The following is a 16,485-nucleotide window of genomic DNA, read 5'->3' on the forward strand; positions in this document are numbered from 1 at the left end:
ATTCGTGGTTACCGGCGCCCGAAAAAGGAAGGACCGCCACATGGTGGGGCTCGGCGCACTCGCCCGAATGATTTTTGGATCAGAGAACGATCGCAAGGTTAAAGCACTTCGGCCAATGGTCGATGCGATCAACGCCCTTGAGCCTGAAATGCAGGCGCTCTCCGACGAGCAACTCAAGGCAAAAACAAACGAATTCCGTGAGCAACTGGCCAACGGCGCAAAACTGGATGACCTTCTGGTACCGGCGTTTGCGACAGTGCGCGAAGCCTCCCGGCGCGTGCTTGGCCTGCGCCATTATGATGTACAGCTGATTGGCGGCATTGTTTTGCATCGCGGCCAGATTACCGAAATGCGTACCGGTGAAGGTAAGACGCTGGTCGCAACCGCACCGGTTTACCTAAACGCGCTTGAAGGCAAGGGCGTGCACGTTGTGACCGTGAACGACTATCTGGCCTCTCGTGACGTGGACTGGATGGGGCAGGTCTATCGCTTTCTCGGCCTGACAACAGGCCTGATCGTCCATGGCATCAGCGACCAGGAGCGTGCAGCGGCTTATCAAGCCGATGTGACTTACGGCACGAACAACGAGTTCGGCTTCGACTATTTGCGCGACAACATGAAGTATGATCGCGAGTCGATGGTTCAACGAGGCCATAACTACGCAATCGTGGACGAGGTGGATTCCATTCTGGTGGATGAAGCCCGCACACCACTGATCATCTCCGGTCCGCTGGAAGACCGGACAGATTTCTACAACACGATCGATACCTTCATCCCGCACTTGACGGAGGAAGACTATGAGATCGATGAAAAGCAGCGCTCTGCGACCTTTACCGAAGAAGGCAACGAAAAGCTGGAAAAGCTTTTGTCTGAAGCAGGTCTGCTCAAGGGCACCTCGCTGTATGACGTGGAGAATGTTTCCGCTGTTCACCACCTGCAGCAAGGCCTGAAAGCTCACAAGCTGTTCCAGCGTGACAAGGACTATATTGTTCGCAACAACGAAGTCGTGATCATTGACGAGTTCACCGGACGCATGATGCCTGGTCGGCGTTTCTCTGAAGGCTTGCACCAGGCACTTGAGGCCAAGGAAAAAGTTGCAATCCAGCCTGAAAACCAGACATTGGCTTCCGTCACATTCCAGAACTACTTCCGTATGTACGACAAGCTGGCGGGCATGACCGGTACGGCCATGACCGAAGCAGAAGAGTTCATGGACATTTACAGCCTTGAAGTCATCGACATCCCCACCAACATGCCTGTTCAGCGCGTGGATGAAGACGACGAGGTGTACCGGACGGTAGAAGAGAAGTACAACGCGATCATTCATCTGATTGACGAATGCAAGCAGCGTGAACAGCCGGTTCTGGTCGGAACCACCTCCATCGAGAAGTCGGAAATCCTTGCTGAGCTGCTTCAAAAGAACGGCTACAAGCAGATTGATCTGGCTGATCCCAAGGCCTTCTCGCCGCTGTATCGCTCCAGCGAGGAAAACAAGAAGGCCAAGATCTTCGCCGTTCTCAATGCGCGCTATCACGAGCAGGAAGCGCAAATCATCGCGCAGGCTGGTGTACCCGGCGCGATTACCATCGCCACCAACATGGCCGGTCGCGGTACGGACATTCAGCTGGGTGGCAACGCCGACATGCGCATCGACGTCGAATTGGGCGACATGCCGGAAGGTCCGGACCGTGAGGCTCGCGAAGCCGAAATCAAGGCCGAGATCGAGGCCTTGAAAGAACGGGCGCTGGCGGCAGGTGGTCTGTTCGTTCTGGCCACCGAGCGCCATGAAAGCCGCCGTATCGACAACCAGCTACGCGGCCGTTCAGGGCGTCAGGGCGACCCGGGACGCTCCAAGTTCTTCCTGTCTCTTCAAGATGATCTGATGCGCATTTTCGGCTCGGATCGCATGGAGTCCATGCTCAAGAAGTTGGGTCTGCAGGAAGGCGAGGCCATCGTACATCCGTGGATCAACAAGGCTCTCGAGAAAGCGCAGCAGAAGGTTGAAGCGCGCAACTTCGACATTCGTAAGAATCTTCTGAAGTTCGACGATGTCATGAACGACCAGCGAAAAGTGGTCTTCGAACAGCGTCTTGAGATGATGGATGGCGATGTCATTCATGAAGCAGTCGAAGAAATGCGCGAAGAGGTCATTGAAGATCTGGTAGCAGCGCATATTCCGGAGCGCGCTTATCCTGAACAGTGGGATACGGACGGCCTTGAGGAAGAAGTTAAGACCAAGTTGGGTCTGGACTTGCCGATCAAGGATTGGGCTGCCGAGGAAGGCATCGCCGATGAAGAGGTTATCGCGCGCCTGAAGAAGGAAGCCTCTGAGATCATGGCGGCAAAGGTGGCCAACTACGGCGCCGACATCATGCGTCAGGTTGAAAAGGCCATCCTGCTTCAGACTCTCGACCGCTTGTGGCGTGAGCACCTGATGAACCTTGATCAGTTGCGGTCTGTCGTTGGCCTGCGTGGCTACGGTCAGCGCGACCCGCTGCAGGAATACAAGACCGAGGCGTTCACGCTGTTTGAAACCATGCTGACCAACTTGCGTCAGGAAACCACTTCGCAGTTGATGCGCGTGGAACTGGTTCAGCAGGAAGCGCCGCGCATGCCGACCAACGAAGATTTGCCGGAGATGCATGCCCATCACACCGATCCGTTGACCGGAGAGGATGAGATGAGCGCCGCAGATCAACAGATGCTCGCAGCCCGCGCAGCGCGTGCACCTGCTGACCGCGATCCGGCCAATCCGGAGACATGGGGCAAGGTGGGACGTAACGAGCCCTGCCCTTGTGGGTCAGGCAAGAAGTTCAAACATTGCCATGGAGCGCTGGTCTAAGCGTTTCTTCCGCTCAAAAAGCTTTGAAAAGCCGGTGTTCGCACCGGCTTTTTTCGTTGGATCACGAGATTGCCCATTTGCACACTAAAGTGTTTGCACAAGATGATTCCATCCAAGGAGTACACAATGCGGTCCCGTACAGGAGCAAGCGCTCTCGCTCTTTTGATCATGACGATAGCGGCCCCGGCTGGGGCTGCAGAACCCGGTTACTACAAGGCCACGGCGGATCTGGAGGTTTTTGCCCACCCCGGATCCCGTGAGATGCCGCGTATCATCGATAGCGGAGAAATTGTTGTTTCCGACGGCAAGACGCGCCTGTTTGGGGATCAGACGTGGCAGTCGGTCAGCATTGGCGAGACTTCGGGCTGGACACGTATCGACAATCTGGCCGAAGCGGAACCGAAATCACTCGATGGCTCATTGCTGCCAGTCGCTGGAAGCTGTGGCGGTTTCGAGCCCGGCTGGAATGTATCATGGGCCAATGGTGAAGCGCGCTTCACGACCATGAACGGACAGGATGCGGCTTTGCCAATTACCTCTGCCGGGTCCATCGAAGGATATCGGTATGGCGTACTTCAGGCGCAGGGCCCCGCGTCGCGAGCTACCCTGACGGTTGCCGAAGAAGCTTGCCCGTTCCTTCCGGTGGACAGTTTTGTTTGGGGTATTGCCCATCTGGTTTGGCATGAAGAGGGCCAACCGGACAAGGTCTATCTGGGGTGCTGTCGCCCCATTGCAGAAGGCTATCAATAACGCAAAAAGCCGGCTCGCAGCCGGCTTTTTTTGTTCATGTCGTCGCAGATGGAAAGTGGCTTTAAAGAACCACCACTTTCGCACCAACCCTCACGTTCTCGTAGAGGTGTTCCACGTCGGCGTTGAACATGCGAATACAGCCAGAGGAAACGGCCTTGCCGATGGTCCAATCCTCATTGGTGCCGTGAATGCGATAGATGGTGTTCCCAAGATAGAGCGCCCGCGCACCCAATGGGTTTTCAGGTCCGCCCGGCATATAGCTCGGCAGCTTGCGACCCTTCTTGGCTTCGCGGCGGATCATTTCCGGCGGTGGTGTCCAGCCCGGCCACTTGGCCTTGCGGGTTACACGCTCAGTGCCCGACCATTCAAAACCATCCCGGCCGACACCGATGCCGTAACGCATCGCCTTGCCATCCGCCAGAACGTGATAGAGATACCGTTCATCCGTATCGACGATGATCGTTCCCGGCTTTTCATCGGTGCGGTAAGAAACAACCTTGCGCTTGTACTTGCTGCGAGCAAGGCGTGAAGCTGTATGCACAGATGGGGTATAGCTCACCCATTCTCTCTTTTCGGCATTCCAGTACTGGGCTGCCTGAAGCGGCGCGCTCAGACCGAAAACAATGCCGACCCCGACAATTGCTTTTACGGCAGTTTTAACCAACGCATTAACGTAGGACTTCATCATGCTCCCCAAGGCGAAAAAAAATCGTCACGCGCCAGCCTGAGTGGCGCAGTTTCAACTTCAGGTAAGCACGGCACACATCAGCCCCGGCCGCCTTACGCTGAGAACGTTTTATGGATTACCGGAAACTAGTTTATAACTACTGTACAGCGCAATAAGAAACCCGTACTTTTCAGCAAAATAACGGGTGATAAAAACTTATTGTTTTCTTGAGATACCACGGTCACCCGGCACACAGCCTGCCCTATGGGTCAATCAACTCACATTCACTTTAACCTAGACGAATGCCGCCTGTTCAATCCAGAATCTATCTGTATCCTGCCTGCAGAACTATCTAGAAAAACTGGGAGAATGACTTGTCAGAGGCGAACGTGGATACTCAGGAATGTCTACCCCACATACAACAGGGCCCGGCGGGCCAACCCCCGATTATCCTGCTACATGGTTTTGGCAGCGACGCCACCACGTGGAATAACATTCAGCTCAATCTGGAACGTCAGCATCATTCACTGGCCTTTGACCTTCCCGGACATGGCAAGGCGCTTGATTGGCCCAGGATTGGTAATGCCGTCGTGGCTGCCAAAGCGGTCAATCAATCTCTGGATGCATTGGCCTTGGAGCGTTTTCACCTTGTGGGTCACTCGTTGGGCGGAGCAGTTGCCTCTCTCGTGGCCATGCGTGCGCCGGCCAAGGTAGCCAGTTTGACCTTGCTGTCACCGGGCGGCTTTGGTCCGGAGATCAATGCCCAGCTTTTGCGCCGATACGCAGCCGCCACGACCCCAGAAGAACAGGCGCCGCTATTGGAGCAGTTTTACGGTATCAACTACAAACTGCCCCGAAAGCTGGCCGAGTACATCGCCGAGCAACGATGTCGTCCCGGTGCGCAGGAAGCCTTGGCGACGATCAGTTCCGCATTTTTGGAAAACGACCAACAAGGCGTTCTGCCCCTGCCGAAATTGGCGGAGCTTCCCTGCCCCATATCTGTGGTCTGGGGTACACAGGATCGCGTTTTGCCGCCTAATCAGGTGGACAACGCCCCCGGAAGCATGGCCAAGCACATATTCGAAGGGGTCGGCCACATGCTTCACTTGGAAATCCCTCAGGATATCCTGCGCATCATTCGCGAGGCCGCGCGCTGACGCGCGGCTTTGCCTCTCCCTGCTCAGAACGTCAGGCCGGCGGCAGGAGGTCCTCGTTCCAGTCCTGGCCCATAACCCGGCGCGCCATCATGTGAGACCGCGGGTGGTTGATGCTGTCCACACAGACGAGCTTGCCGTCTTTGAGATATGCCACATAAAAGCTGCCCGACGCGGGCGAGCCAACTGTGATCGCCTCCTCATATCCGTGAGACAAACCAGCAATCTGGAGCTTTACATCGTACTGGTCCGACCAGAACCAGGGTAGCGGATCATAATCAGGCGTTTCATTCATCATGCTTGCCGCGACGGTCTTGGCCTGATCAATGGCGTTTTGAACGCTTTCCAAACGAATGGAACGACCATAGCGTTGAGAGAAAAACCGCACACAATCACCACAGGCCCACACATCCTCATCGCTTGTCTGGCCATGGCCATCCACGATAATGCCGTCATCCACTTCCAGCCCGGCTTCAGCAGCGAGCGTATCGTTGGGCACGGCGCCAACCGCTGCCAAAACAAAGTCGCACTCCAGCCGCGTGCCATCGGAGAGGAGAACCGCCTCAACCTTGTTCTCTCCTTCGATGCGTTCCACGCCAACACCGTAGTGGAATGACACCCCGCGTGTTTCGTGCAACTCATGAAAGAAGCCTGCCACATCCTCAGAAACCACCCTTTTCAGGAGCCGGTCCTGCAACTCCACAATCTTGACCTCAAGACCGAGATCACGGGCGACAGAGCCGACCTCAAGACCGATGTAGCCGCCGCCGATGATCACCGCGCGTTTGCCGGGCGCTAAAAACGGACGCAGCGCCTCAACGTCTGCAATGCCGCGCAGTGACATAACGCCCTCCAGTGAGGCTCCCTCAATTGGCAAGTCGCGGGCTTTTGTTCCGGTGGTCAGCACCAGCTTGTCATAGGCAACGCTGTTCCCGCTTTTCAACTGCACGGTCTTGGCAGCACGATCAATACGGACAACCGGATCACCGGAAACCAGTTCCACCTTGTTGATCTCGTAAAACTCCTTGGGTCGCAGATAGAGCGTTTCCTCACTCACCTCGCCTTTGAGAAACTTCTTGGAAAGCGGTGGGCGCTGATACGGCAGGTGCGGCTCATCGCCAATCAGAACCAGATCTCCCTCAAACCCCTTTTGTCGGAGCGATTGTACGACCTGGGACCCGGCCTGCCCCGCACCAACCACCACAATCTTTTCCGCCATACTCCACTCCTGCCTAATGCCAACCGTTGAACCGATGGGCGTATAACCTAGCGTGGTCATAAGGTGATTTGACAATCGTGGCAAACAAACGGCACTCCCTCTTTCGAAGGAGTGCCGCAGAGCAAACATCTGTTGATGGGTTCTTTAGGCGGCCCGAACCTTACTCAAGAATGCACTGACATCCTGCCGCAGCGTGTCCGCTTGGGCGGAAAGCAGATCGGCAAACTCGGAAACACTGCTGCCTGTGGCCCGTGCCGTATCTGAGGCCTGAGAGACCGTTTCCATGGCACGTGTGCCGTATTCCGAGCTTCGTGTTGCGCCTGCTACATTTTCGGAAATGGACTGAACGGCTGCATTTTGCTGTTCCACTGAGGCCGCCACGGCCGCCGACATCTCATTCATTTCCTTGATGATGTTTCCGACCTCCTGAATTGCCGTAACAGCATTCCCGGAGGCTGCCTGAATGGCCTGCACCTGTTCGGCGATTTCCTCGGTCGTTTGGCTGGTCTGGCTCGCCAGACTTTTTACCTCGGATGCCACAACAGCAAAGCCCTTGCCATGTTCCCCGGCCCGCGCCGCCTCAATTGTCGCATTAAGCGCCAGGAGATTGGTTTGGTTCGCAATATCGCGGATCAAGCCGACTGCCTCACCAATATGCTGAGCGGCATCACTCAAGGTTGTCATTGTTTGTTCTGTCGCGCGGGAGCCTTCCACGGCACGTGCGGCCACCTTGCTGGAGCCTTCCGCCTGCGAGGCGATCTCGTTGATCGACATGGCCAACTGCTCAGTCGCCGCCGATGCACTCGACACGTTCCGTGCAGCTTCTTCAACGGCCTGCCCCGCTGATCCGGCCTGCGCCATTACATTATCAGCTGCGCCCTCCACATCATGAGAGGCCTGCCCCAACCCCTCTGCCGCTGTGTTGAGTTGCGACAAGGACGCCTCCACCGTTTCTTCAAAGGCGGCGATATAGGCATCAATCTGCCTTGCACGCTCATCTCTGGCCGCTTGTTCCTGATACTGTGCGGCTTCCAGATCGCGCCGCTCAATCAAACTGTCGCGAAATACATGAAGTGTCTCCGCCATGGCGACCAACTCACGCCCCCCTTGATATCGAGGGATCTCCACATTTGTATCACCCTTGGATAGCAGGCTCATCACCCGGCGCAGCCCGTGCAGCGGGCGCATGATGCTGGAGGTCACGACCAATCCCGCCGCCACTGCGAGCACGGCGGTGAGGCCAATTGCGCTGATCACCAACTTCCATGCCATGTCAGTGGTTCGTGCCAGTTGTGTTTCAGCAATGACCGTACCGTCCTCCGCCGCTGTCTTGAGGGCATTCAGGCGAGGCGGCAACAGATCAAACAGGTTTGAAAGCAACTCTGAAGTACGGGCTCGCTCCACCACCAAAGCCGAAAATCTCTCGAACTGCGCGCGATGGGCATTCACACCATCCGATATGATTGCCGCCTTCGCCGGATCCAGTTCGACACGTGGCATCGTGCGGTCAAATCGGGAATAGCCAAGCTCGATGTCCCCCAGAAACGTGTCCATTTTCGTCAGCATGTACCCGCGCTCTGCGGCGATGATATCCAGTAAGGCTTTCTGTAACTTCAGCTCGAGCGGATCTCTGGTTCGAATGGTCTCCCGCTTCAACGTCCGCTCTGCTTCTGACAGGTTAGAGCTCATTGCACCGCGCAGGCCGCTATCTCCGTCGTAACCCAATTCTTGCTGGTGTGCATGCAAGGTACCAAATGCACCACCAATGCCATTGAGCGTATCCAGAGCATCATCAATCTCGGCCCTGTAAGCTGTGGCTATTTCCAGTTCGCGAACCCGCTGCAACCGCCCTTTGGCAATATCGAGCAAATCATTGAAGCGCCCTTCCTGAGCATTGCCGGGGTGAAGCTCATAGTCCTTGTGTGTCGCTTTCAACTCACCAGCCAGAATGGCCACATCTCGCACTTCTTCCGCCAACAGAGCATTCTGACGGGCCAACTCGAAGGCCTCACTGAGGCGGGTCTGCGACCAGACAAAAACCCCACCGATCACAGCGAAGCCAACGACCATGATGCCGCAGAGAGCAAGAATTCGGAACCGCAGGCTCAGGCGCGCCCCCAAACCCGGTCCTGCGGCCCGTCGCGCTCGCATCCTGCCGCGGCGCATGCCGAGTTTCCCGATGAACTTCATTGCAGCTTTCCCCTCAGACACTGGCATTTAAACTCAGTATTCATTTAGGGGTAATTACAGGGGAAAAGTGTTTACAGATTGCAAACGCAGGGAAAGACAAGCGTCATATTGAGATTGCCATGTATAAATACTCGAATATTCTACGTGATATCCGATTATCAAACATTCTTACAATGAGGTATATAATAAATAAAAATGCAACTCATGGTTACTTTTTGAAAATCAAACATCTTGGTCGGCTGGCGGCGATTATCAGGACTGCGCAGAGGGCGTGTCAGCCGCGCTTGTCTTATGCCAACCTCGTATCTTGCGTTGACGCAAAATGGCGGCGTTGAACTCACCGCCCAAGATGAAAATTGCGGCTGTCAGATACAAAAACACCAAGGCCGTCATGACACCGGCGAGACCGGCATATAGAGAAACATAATTTGCAAATCGAGCTAGATACGCTCCAAACGCAGCGCCAGACGTAATCCAGAGCAACAAGGTGATTACCACGCCGGGCAGCACATCACTGACCCCGCGTCGCCCGTTAGGCAGCACGATATGCGCCAGAAACAGGGCAAGCACCAGCAACACCGAAGTAACGCCATATCGGATAAGGTTGGCCTGATAGCCGAACTCCGCCAAAAATGGCAGATGCCGCGCCAGCACACTCCAAATCAGCGGCCCAAGCACAATAAGGCCGGTGAACACCAACAAAACGAACGATCCTAAAAGAACCGCCAGTATCGATTGCGCCCGGCAGTAGAACCAGTTGCGGGTTTCTTTTACACGGTAGGCCCGGTTCAACGCCGTGCGCAGCGCCTCAACACCGTTGGACGAAAACCAGATCGTCACGATGACACCAAAAGTAAGAAGATCCCCCCGCGGCTGTGTCAGTACGGCATGTATCTGTTGAACGACCGGCTGCGCCACCTCCGGTGGCCAGGTATCGAAAATCAGGTCAGAGGCTTGTTTTGCAACTTCGGTCAGCCCCATGAAACCAGCCAATGCAGTCACAAAAATCAGAAATGGAAACAAGGCCATCAGGCTGAACAGCGCAACGTGGCTAGCAACAGCGAAACCATCATCGTTTCCGAAATGCCCGATAGCATCCGCAAAGACCTGATACACCTTGCGCCAAAGCCCGGGCTCGTCTGCTCCTCCGCTCATCCTTACTCCCTGCTGCCGTTCATGATTCAATATGGAGTCCTGAGTTGTCGGCACAATGGCCAAATAGGCGCGATTGAAGCAACCCCGGCAATCTATCGCTGCACCAACGGGCGGGAAAAGCACCACTTTCGCCAACCTTGACGACCGTAAACCGGATTAACAATCCTTTAATAAATTCATTTGCGGGGCCCTTAATTATTATTTAAAATTTTAATCAAATTGTATTTTGAGGTTTGCATGAAGATCATCGCTCTCGGGCTTCTGGCGTGTTCAATTGGCTCCACAACACTCACTGCGGGCGAACTTCAGCCATTTCCCAAGCCCAAAAGCCACCTCAAGGAGCTTGCACCAGCCAAAACCGATGGCTTGAAGCCCGTGCCAGCCGCGAGTTCATTGAAAGAGCATGACGCCCCATGCTGTGACTTGAAGGAATGGCCACAGCTTAAAAACCGCCGCGGCCTCATACCATTCGAGGTCTAGCCAAACCGGTCTACGCTGCCAGCGGATACGCTTCCTCGACCACGTAGGGCCCACCGCCGATCATGGACTTGGAGGAAAACAGCACAAACCGATCCGCAAGAAAGGGCGGCGCCTTGAAGTCACCCCGCAGGCTGAGCCAGTTCGCAGCGTCCGTCGAAGACGTGCCGCGAAGCCGGGCCAACGTGACGTGCGGCTTGTACTTGCGCCGCTCCGCTGGCAATCCCAGTCGCTGCAAAATCCGCTCTTGCTCCGCCTGCATCTCATAAAGCTCCGGCGTTGGCTCCACCCGCGCCCAGATCGCATGAGGCTTGCCATTGCCGAATGATCCAAGCCCGGTCAAACGGATTTCAACCGGATCGCGGCGAACACGCGACAACTCTGAGGCCACCTCATAGGCCAACTGCTCATCGATATCACCGATATATCGCAAAGTGATGTGATAGTTTTCCGGATCAATCCAGCGGGCGCCGCGCAACCCACCTTGCAGCATGGTTAGCATGAGCCTTGTTTGAGACGGGATCTCAAGGCCGGTGAAAAGTCGGGGCATGGTCAGACCCTCCGCTAACGCCGATAATAAATTCTGCGCATGTAATCCCTGCTGTACAAGAGAAAAATCACAAGCCTGCGACTGATCTTGGGAACAACATTTAAATGGGCGTCTTAAGAGAACTACCCACAAAAAAGAACCGGATCTCAAACGAGACCCGGCGCCAATCTCACCTTTTGTCCAGGTTCACCGTGGCCCTTACGGGCACGGGTTGGTGTGCATTAGGTGAATTTCATTAATCCGTTTTTCCAGTTCCTCGGAGATTTCAAAGTCCGCCGACAGCATATCTGTTTTCAATTGCTCCATGGTGGTGGCACCAAGAATCACAGAGGTCACAAAGCTGCGGGTGTGCGCAAACGCCAATGCCATGACCGAAGGATCAACGCCAAACTCGTCAGCCAGAGCCAGATACGCTTCAATGGCCTTTTCCGCACCGGGCGTCTCATAGCGCGACAAGCGGTTGAAAAGCTGCTTGCGCGATCCCTTTGGCAAGGCACCATTTCGGTACTTGCCAGTCAAGTAGCCTTGCGCCAATGCAGAATAGGCCAGCAAGCCCACATCTTCACGTTGGGCAACCTCCGCAAGGTTGACCTCGAATTTGCGGCTCACCAAAGAATAGGCGTTCTGGATCGATTGCACGCGCGGCAGACCCCGCACTTCTGATTCATGCAGGAACTTCATGGTCCCCCACGCGCTCTCGTTGGATAGGCCGATATGACGAACCTTGCCCTCCTTCACGAAATCGCCGAGCACCTCGAGGATTTCGTGAATGGGCGTTTCATCTTCAGCCGGGGCCGGATCTCCCCAGATCGCCGGGTTCGAGCCGAACTGAGAGACAGGGCGTTCCGGCCAATGCAGCTGATAAAGATCAATGTAGTCGGTCTGTAACCGCCGCAGGCTGGCGTCAAGCGCTTCGCGCATCTGCGCTCGATTCAGCCGGCCGGGACTACCGTCCTTGCGGAACCAGGTCATATCAGAGCGACCGATGACCTTCGTCGCCAGAATGACACGATCCCGTGTACCGCGGGATTTGAACCAGGTGCCGATAATCTCTTCCGTTCGCCCTTGCGTTTCCGGCTTGGGCGGAATGGAATACAATTCGGCTGTGTCAAAGAAGTTGATCTGATGATCGAGCGCGTAGTCCATCTGAGCATGGCCTTCCGCCTCGGTATTCTGTTCGCCGAAGGTCATTGTGCCAAGACACAGGCTACTCACCATCAAGTCTGTACGGCCCAGTTTTCGAAAGTCCATCATTTCCCCTCACGCCCGGCGGAAACCGGGCATCATTTACGCGGTGGTCCGAGCCGCCGAACCCTTGTCCGGAGCGGCTCAATTAAAAACGCAAACCGCCAGCCCGTAAAAGCCAGCGGTGCGCAAGAAGGCAGGAGCACCAGTGCTGTCAGTCCGCAGTACTGCGCTCCGCCTTGATCTGATCTATGAGCTTTTCTACCTGCGGCAAGATATTCTCGACAATGACTCCCACCCCTTCACCTGTCGGATGCATGCCGTCGGCAAGGTTCAGCATGGGGTTGGCCGCCACACCCTCCAGAAAAAAGGGATAATACAACGCGTCATATTTTTCGGCCGTTTCTTCGAAAATCGGATCAAACGCGGCGGCATATTCTTCGCCAAGATTGCGGGGTGCCAACATGCCGGCGACCAGCACATTGATGCCGCGTTCCGTAAGGCGGCGCACCATTTCATCAATGTTCGCACGCGTAGTGGCCGGATCAAGGCCGCGCAAGGCATCATTGGCGCCCAGCTCCAAAATAACGCCGTCCACATCATCCCCGACCGACCAGTCGAGGCGCGACAGCCCGCCCGAGGTGGTGTCCCCAGACACCCCCGCATTGACAACCGTCACGTCATATCCCCGGTCCGTAAGCGCGGATTGCAGTTGAACCGGAAAGGCATCTTCAGGTGCCAAAAGATAACCGGCGGTCAAACTGTCACCAAAAGCGACGAGCTTTATGCCATCGTTGGCCTTGGCAGGCACTAAGGAAGCAACACATAAAGCCATAAACGCGACCAGTTGAAAAAAAGTACGGCGGGATCGCATGGAACAACCTTGAATACTGGACAGTATCTTGCACACCTCCCATATGTCGTAGTTGCGGAGTTCTACGCAAGACTTAATTCGCACTTTCACAGGTTCACTAAACCATTTGAGGCCCGAAAATGACAGATCAAAACGCCATTATACTCAAGGGAGTGCACCTTAGCCTTGGTCAGGGCGCAGGGCGGATTCACATTCTCAAGGGTATCGATCTGTCCATCAAACAAGGCCAGTCGGTAGGTCTGGTCGGGCCTTCAGGGTCAGGCAAATCCACCTTGCTGATGGTCATGGCCGGGCTTGAACGGGTCGATGAAGGGAGCGTGATCGCTTCCGGCCAAGACCTATCACAATTAAGTGAAGATGGTCTCGCCACTTTCCGCGGTCAGAATGTCGGCATCATTTTTCAATCCTTCCACCTCGTCCCCAACATGACAGCGCTCGAAAACGTGGCGGTGCCGCTGGAACTGGCAGGCGAGCGCGATGCCTTCGAGCGGGCGCGAGCCGAGTTGCAGGCGGTTGGTCTGGGCGATCGTGTGAACCATTATCCCACGCAGCTGTCCGGCGGCGAACAGCAACGCGTCGCGGTGGCCCGGGCGCTGGTTGCCAACCCGGCCATCCTGATCGCGGATGAGCCCACGGGCAATCTGGACGAAGCCACCGGCAAACAGATCGTGGATCTCATGTTCAGCGCCCAGCGCGACCGCGGCATGACGCTTGTGCTGGTCACCCATGACCCAACGCTGGCAGATTTGTGCGAACGCAAGGTCATGGTGCGGTCGGGCGAGATTGAAGAACACACCCCGCGCCTCCGGGAGGCCTCTGCATGAATGAGCAGCGACAAACGCCCGGACTCGGCCTGGCCGCCCGTTTTGCACTTCGTGAAATGCGGGGCGGTCTGAAGGGATTTTTTGTTTTCATTGCCTGCATAGCCTTGGGCGTCATGGCGATTTCCGGCGTGGCCTCGGTGTCCCGAGCGCTGACGGAGGGCATCGCCTCGGAGGGCCAGTCCATTCTGGGCGGTGACCTGGCCTTTTCGCTGATCCACCGTCAGGCCAGCGAGGACGAGCGCGCGTTTCTTGAAAGTCTGGGGGACGTTTCGACGGCCGCCACCTTGCGCGCCATGGCCCGCAAACCTGAAGCTGACAGCCAAACACTTATTGAACTCAAAGCCGTTGACGGGGCCTACCCGCTCTACGGCAGTGCAGTATTGCAAAGCGGCCAGCCCCTGCATGACGCGTTGGGCCTCAGCGCCACCAATGGCGCATGGGACGGCGTCGCCGATCTCGCCTTGCTGGCTCGTCTGGATCTTGATGTCGGTGACGAGATTTCCGTCGGGCGGATCAAGGTTCGCATCGCTGGCCTTCTGGAAAATGAGCCGGACCGCCTCGGCAGCGGCATGACCATTGGCCCGCGCCTCATGGTCACCCCGCAAGCGCTTGAAGCCGCCGGCCTCATCCAACCCGGCAGCCTGGTGACATGGCGGTACCGCATCAAGGCCTCGCAGTTGCAAACGGACGCTGCGCTTAACGCTACCATCGAGGAAGCCAAGGACACGTTCCCCAATGCCGGGTGGCGGATCCAATCCAGAGCCAATGCCTCTCCAAATCTCCAGCGCAACATTGAGCGCTTCGCCCAGTTCCTCACACTGGTGGGTCTCACCGCGCTTGTGGTGGGCGGCGTCGGTGTGGCCAACGCAGTCCGCAGCTTCCTTGACACCAAGCGCGAAGTCATAGCCAGCTTCAAGTGTCTGGGAGCCTCGGGGGGCTTTGTATTCCGGGTTTATCTGATGCAGATCATGACGCTCGCCGCCATTGGCATCGCCATTGGCTTGGCACTGGGCGCCGTTGTCCCGCTGATTGCCCTCACCCTGTTGGAACCCTTGTTGCCCATCGGCGCCAGTGTTGGGATCTATCCTGCCGAATTGATGCTGGGCGCCGTGTACGGCAGCCTGACCGCTCTTGCGTTCGCGATCTGGCCCTTGGGCCGCGCCCACGACGTAGCACCAACGGTGCTGTTTCGCGACAGCGTCAGCGCCCGCAATCGATATCCGCGGAAACGCTACATCGTCGCAACGCTGACCACTCTTTTGGTTTTGTCAGCTCTTGCCCTTCTCCTCGCCTACGACAAACGGATCGCGGGCTTTTATCTGGTTGCCGCCATCGGTGCCTACCTCCTGCTTACTCTCGTTGCGCGCTTCATCATGTGGGCCGCACGCCGCATGCCTCATGTACGCTCAACGGAATGGCGCCTTGCCATTGGCAATCTCCACCGTCCTGGCGCGCTGACGCCCTCCGTGATCCTGTCGCTCGGTTTGGGCCTGACCCTGCTCGTCGCGCTGGCTCTCATTGATGGCAACTTACGCAACACCTTGACGCAAACTGCAGAAGAGCAGGCCCCGAGCTTCTTCTTCGTTGACATTCAAAACCATGAAAAAGATGGCTTTTTGAGTTTCGTGCAACAAAGCGCCCCAGATGGACGTCTGGAAACAGTGCCCATGTTGCGCGGCCGGATCACGGCGCTCAATGACATCCCGACCGATGAGCTACCACCGCCCCCTGATGATGGCTGGGTGCTGCGCGGCGATCGCGGCATTACCTATTCCAATACGATACCTGAAAACACCGAGGTCGTGGACGGAGACTGGTGGAGCTCGGATTATACCGGCACGCCTCTGGTCTCGTTCGCCGCAGAAATCGCACAAAATCTGGGCCTGTCTGTTGGCGATACCGTGACCGTCAACGTGCTGGGGCGGGAAATCACCGCAACCATTGCCAACTTGCGTACCGTTGACTGGGAATCCATGTCCATCAATTTCGTCATGGTGTTTTCAGCCAATACATTCGCTGGCGCGCCTCACACACACCTTGCCACCATCACGTGGGATGAAACCCCACCTGTGGAGAAGGAGCTTGACCTTCTCAAGCAAGTCACGACGCAATACCCAACGGTCACCTCTGTTCGAGTGAAAGACGCCATTGCACAGGTCAATGAACTTGTGGGGCAGTTGTCCTGGGCCGTTCGAGGGGCCTCCTCCATCACGCTGATTGCCAGCGTGTTGGTTCTTGGCGGCGCGCTTGCAGCCGGCCACCGAAACCGGATCTATGACGCCGTCATTTTGAAAACACTGGGCGCCACCCGGTTCCGTCTCATCTACGCCTATCTGGCTGAATATCTGTTGTTGGGGCTGGCCACTGCCCTGTTCTCGCTGCTCGCCGGCAGCCTTGCTGCCAGATTCGTTCTGGTTGATGTCATGGATGGCCAATTTACCATGCTGCCGGGCACTGCACTTGCTGCCGTTATCGGAGCCCTGTTCTTTACGATTGGCTTTGGACTGCTTGGAACATGGCGTGTTCTTGGAGAAAAACCGGCCCCAACTTTAAGAAATCTGTAAACCAACAGCTGGGCATGACTTGATATAGACTTCA

At 56.2% G+C, this 16,485-nt stretch carries 13 protein-coding genes; 6 read left to right on the top strand and 7 right to left on the bottom strand.

Features of this window, described 5'->3' with window-relative positions:
* Positions 1-40: 40 nt before the first annotated feature.
* Positions 41-2,842, top strand: a complete 2,802-nt coding sequence (secA, locus tag G512_RS0108320) for a preprotein translocase subunit SecA (protein WP_028481326.1) — start codon at positions 41-43, stop codon at positions 2,840-2,842.
* A 126-nt stretch (positions 2,843-2,968) separates the two neighbouring features.
* The gene (locus tag G512_RS0108325; RefSeq protein ID WP_143181350.1) at positions 2,969-3,592 is read left to right on the top strand and encodes a hypothetical protein; all 624 of its coding nucleotides are present in this window, start codon (positions 2,969-2,971) and stop codon (positions 3,590-3,592) included.
* A 61-nt stretch (positions 3,593-3,653) separates the two neighbouring features.
* Here the strand turns inward: G512_RS0108325 and G512_RS0108330 are convergent, their stop codons facing one another.
* A complete protein-coding gene (locus tag G512_RS0108330; RefSeq protein ID WP_036489127.1) occupies positions 3,654-4,277 on the bottom strand; it encodes a L,D-transpeptidase in 624 nt (207 codons plus the stop codon).
* A 356-nt stretch (positions 4,278-4,633) separates the two neighbouring features.
* On the opposite strand from G512_RS0108330, the gene G512_RS0108335 reads away from it, so the two are divergent.
* Positions 4,634-5,416: an alpha/beta fold hydrolase gene (locus tag G512_RS0108335; RefSeq protein ID WP_036489129.1), complete on the top strand. Its 783-nt coding sequence runs from the start codon at positions 4,634-4,636 to the stop codon at positions 5,414-5,416.
* Positions 5,417-5,447: 31 nt separating this feature from the next.
* On the opposite strand, the gene G512_RS0108340 is transcribed toward G512_RS0108335, so the two are convergent.
* The 3 genes from G512_RS0108340 to G512_RS0108350 all read right to left on the bottom strand — a co-directional run bounded on the left by G512_RS0108340 (position 5,448) and on the right by G512_RS0108350 (position 9,977).
* Positions 5,448-6,632, bottom strand: coding sequence for an NAD(P)/FAD-dependent oxidoreductase (locus tag G512_RS0108340; RefSeq protein WP_028481330.1), 1,185 nt, complete (start codon positions 6,630-6,632; stop codon positions 5,448-5,450).
* A 144-nt stretch (positions 6,633-6,776) separates the two neighbouring features.
* Entirely contained in the window at positions 6,777-8,822 is a 2,046-nt protein-coding gene (locus tag G512_RS0108345) for a methyl-accepting chemotaxis protein (protein WP_051269128.1), read from the bottom strand.
* Between the two features lie 252 nt (positions 8,823-9,074).
* Positions 9,075-9,977, bottom strand: coding sequence for a YihY/virulence factor BrkB family protein (locus G512_RS0108350; RefSeq protein ID WP_051269161.1), 903 nt, complete (start codon positions 9,975-9,977; stop codon positions 9,075-9,077).
* 237 nt (positions 9,978-10,214) lie between these two features.
* Here G512_RS0108350 and G512_RS0108355 point away from each other — a divergent pair, with 237 nt between their 5' ends.
* Positions 10,215-10,457, top strand: coding sequence for a hypothetical protein (locus tag G512_RS0108355; RefSeq protein ID WP_028481333.1), 243 nt, complete (start codon positions 10,215-10,217; stop codon positions 10,455-10,457).
* 10 nt (positions 10,458-10,467) lie between these two features.
* Here the strand turns inward: G512_RS0108355 and thpR are convergent, their stop codons facing one another.
* The 3 genes from thpR to G512_RS0108370 all read right to left on the bottom strand — a co-directional run bounded on the left by thpR (position 10,468) and on the right by G512_RS0108370 (position 13,024).
* Entirely contained in the window at positions 10,468-11,004 is a 537-nt protein-coding gene (thpR, locus tag G512_RS0108360) for an RNA 2',3'-cyclic phosphodiesterase (RefSeq protein ID WP_028481334.1), read from the bottom strand.
* Between the two features lie 198 nt (positions 11,005-11,202).
* The gene (locus G512_RS0108365) at positions 11,203-12,255 is read right to left on the bottom strand and encodes an aldo/keto reductase (RefSeq protein WP_028481335.1); all 1,053 of its coding nucleotides are present in this window, start codon (positions 12,253-12,255) and stop codon (positions 11,203-11,205) included.
* Between the two features lie 148 nt (positions 12,256-12,403).
* Positions 12,404-13,024, bottom strand: a complete 621-nt coding sequence (locus G512_RS0108370; protein WP_028481336.1) for an arylesterase — start codon at positions 13,022-13,024, stop codon at positions 12,404-12,406.
* Between the two features lie 158 nt (positions 13,025-13,182).
* Here G512_RS0108370 and G512_RS0108375 point away from each other — a divergent pair, with 158 nt between their 5' ends.
* Both G512_RS0108375 and G512_RS0108380 read left to right on the top strand, forming a co-directional pair.
* Complete coding sequence (locus G512_RS0108375) at positions 13,183-13,887, top strand: ABC transporter ATP-binding protein (protein ID WP_028481337.1); 705 nt, start codon at positions 13,183-13,185, stop codon at positions 13,885-13,887.
* On the top strand, positions 13,884-16,451 hold the full coding sequence (locus tag G512_RS0108380) for an ABC transporter permease (protein ID WP_028481338.1): 2,568 nt from the start codon (positions 13,884-13,886) through the stop codon (positions 16,449-16,451). The genes G512_RS0108375 and G512_RS0108380 overlap by 4 nt, the downstream gene beginning before the upstream one ends.
* The last annotated feature ends 34 nt before the right edge of the window (positions 16,452-16,485 follow it).

This window comes from Pseudovibrio exalbescens DSM 16456 (genome assembly GCF_000422785.1).
GTDB classification, from domain to species: Bacteria; Pseudomonadota; Alphaproteobacteria; order Rhizobiales; family Stappiaceae; genus Pseudovibrio; species Pseudovibrio exalbescens.

Excerpts from the sequence above, each read along its gene's own strand:
- secA (WP_028481326.1), top strand. The coding sequence starts at position 41 with ATGGTGGGGCTCGGCGCACTCGCCCGAATGATTTTTGGATCAGAGAAC.
- G512_RS0108325 (WP_143181350.1), top strand. The coding sequence starts at position 2,969 with ATGCGGTCCCGTACAGGAGCAAGCGCTCTCGCTCTTTTGATCATGACG.
- G512_RS0108330 (WP_036489127.1), bottom strand. The coding sequence starts at position 4,277 with ATGAAGTCCTACGTTAATGCGTTGGTTAAAACTGCCGTAAAAGCAATT.
- G512_RS0108340 (WP_028481330.1), bottom strand. The coding sequence starts at position 6,632 with ATGGCGGAAAAGATTGTGGTGGTTGGTGCGGGGCAGGCCGGGTCCCAG.
- G512_RS0108345 (WP_051269128.1), bottom strand. The coding sequence starts at position 8,822 with ATGAAGTTCATCGGGAAACTCGGCATGCGCCGCGGCAGGATGCGAGCG.
- G512_RS0108350 (WP_051269161.1), bottom strand. The coding sequence starts at position 9,977 with ATGAGCGGAGGAGCAGACGAGCCCGGGCTTTGGCGCAAGGTGTATCAG.
- G512_RS0108355 (WP_028481333.1), top strand. The coding sequence starts at position 10,215 with ATGAAGATCATCGCTCTCGGGCTTCTGGCGTGTTCAATTGGCTCCACA.
- thpR (WP_028481334.1), bottom strand. The coding sequence starts at position 11,004 with ATGCCCCGACTTTTCACCGGCCTTGAGATCCCGTCTCAAACAAGGCTC.
- G512_RS0108365 (WP_028481335.1), bottom strand. The coding sequence starts at position 12,255 with ATGGACTTTCGAAAACTGGGCCGTACAGACTTGATGGTGAGTAGCCTG.
- G512_RS0108370 (WP_028481336.1), bottom strand. The coding sequence starts at position 13,024 with ATGGCTTTATGTGTTGCTTCCTTAGTGCCTGCCAAGGCCAACGATGGC.
- G512_RS0108375 (WP_028481337.1), top strand. The coding sequence starts at position 13,183 with ATGACAGATCAAAACGCCATTATACTCAAGGGAGTGCACCTTAGCCTT.
- G512_RS0108380 (WP_028481338.1), top strand. The coding sequence starts at position 13,884 with ATGAATGAGCAGCGACAAACGCCCGGACTCGGCCTGGCCGCCCGTTTT.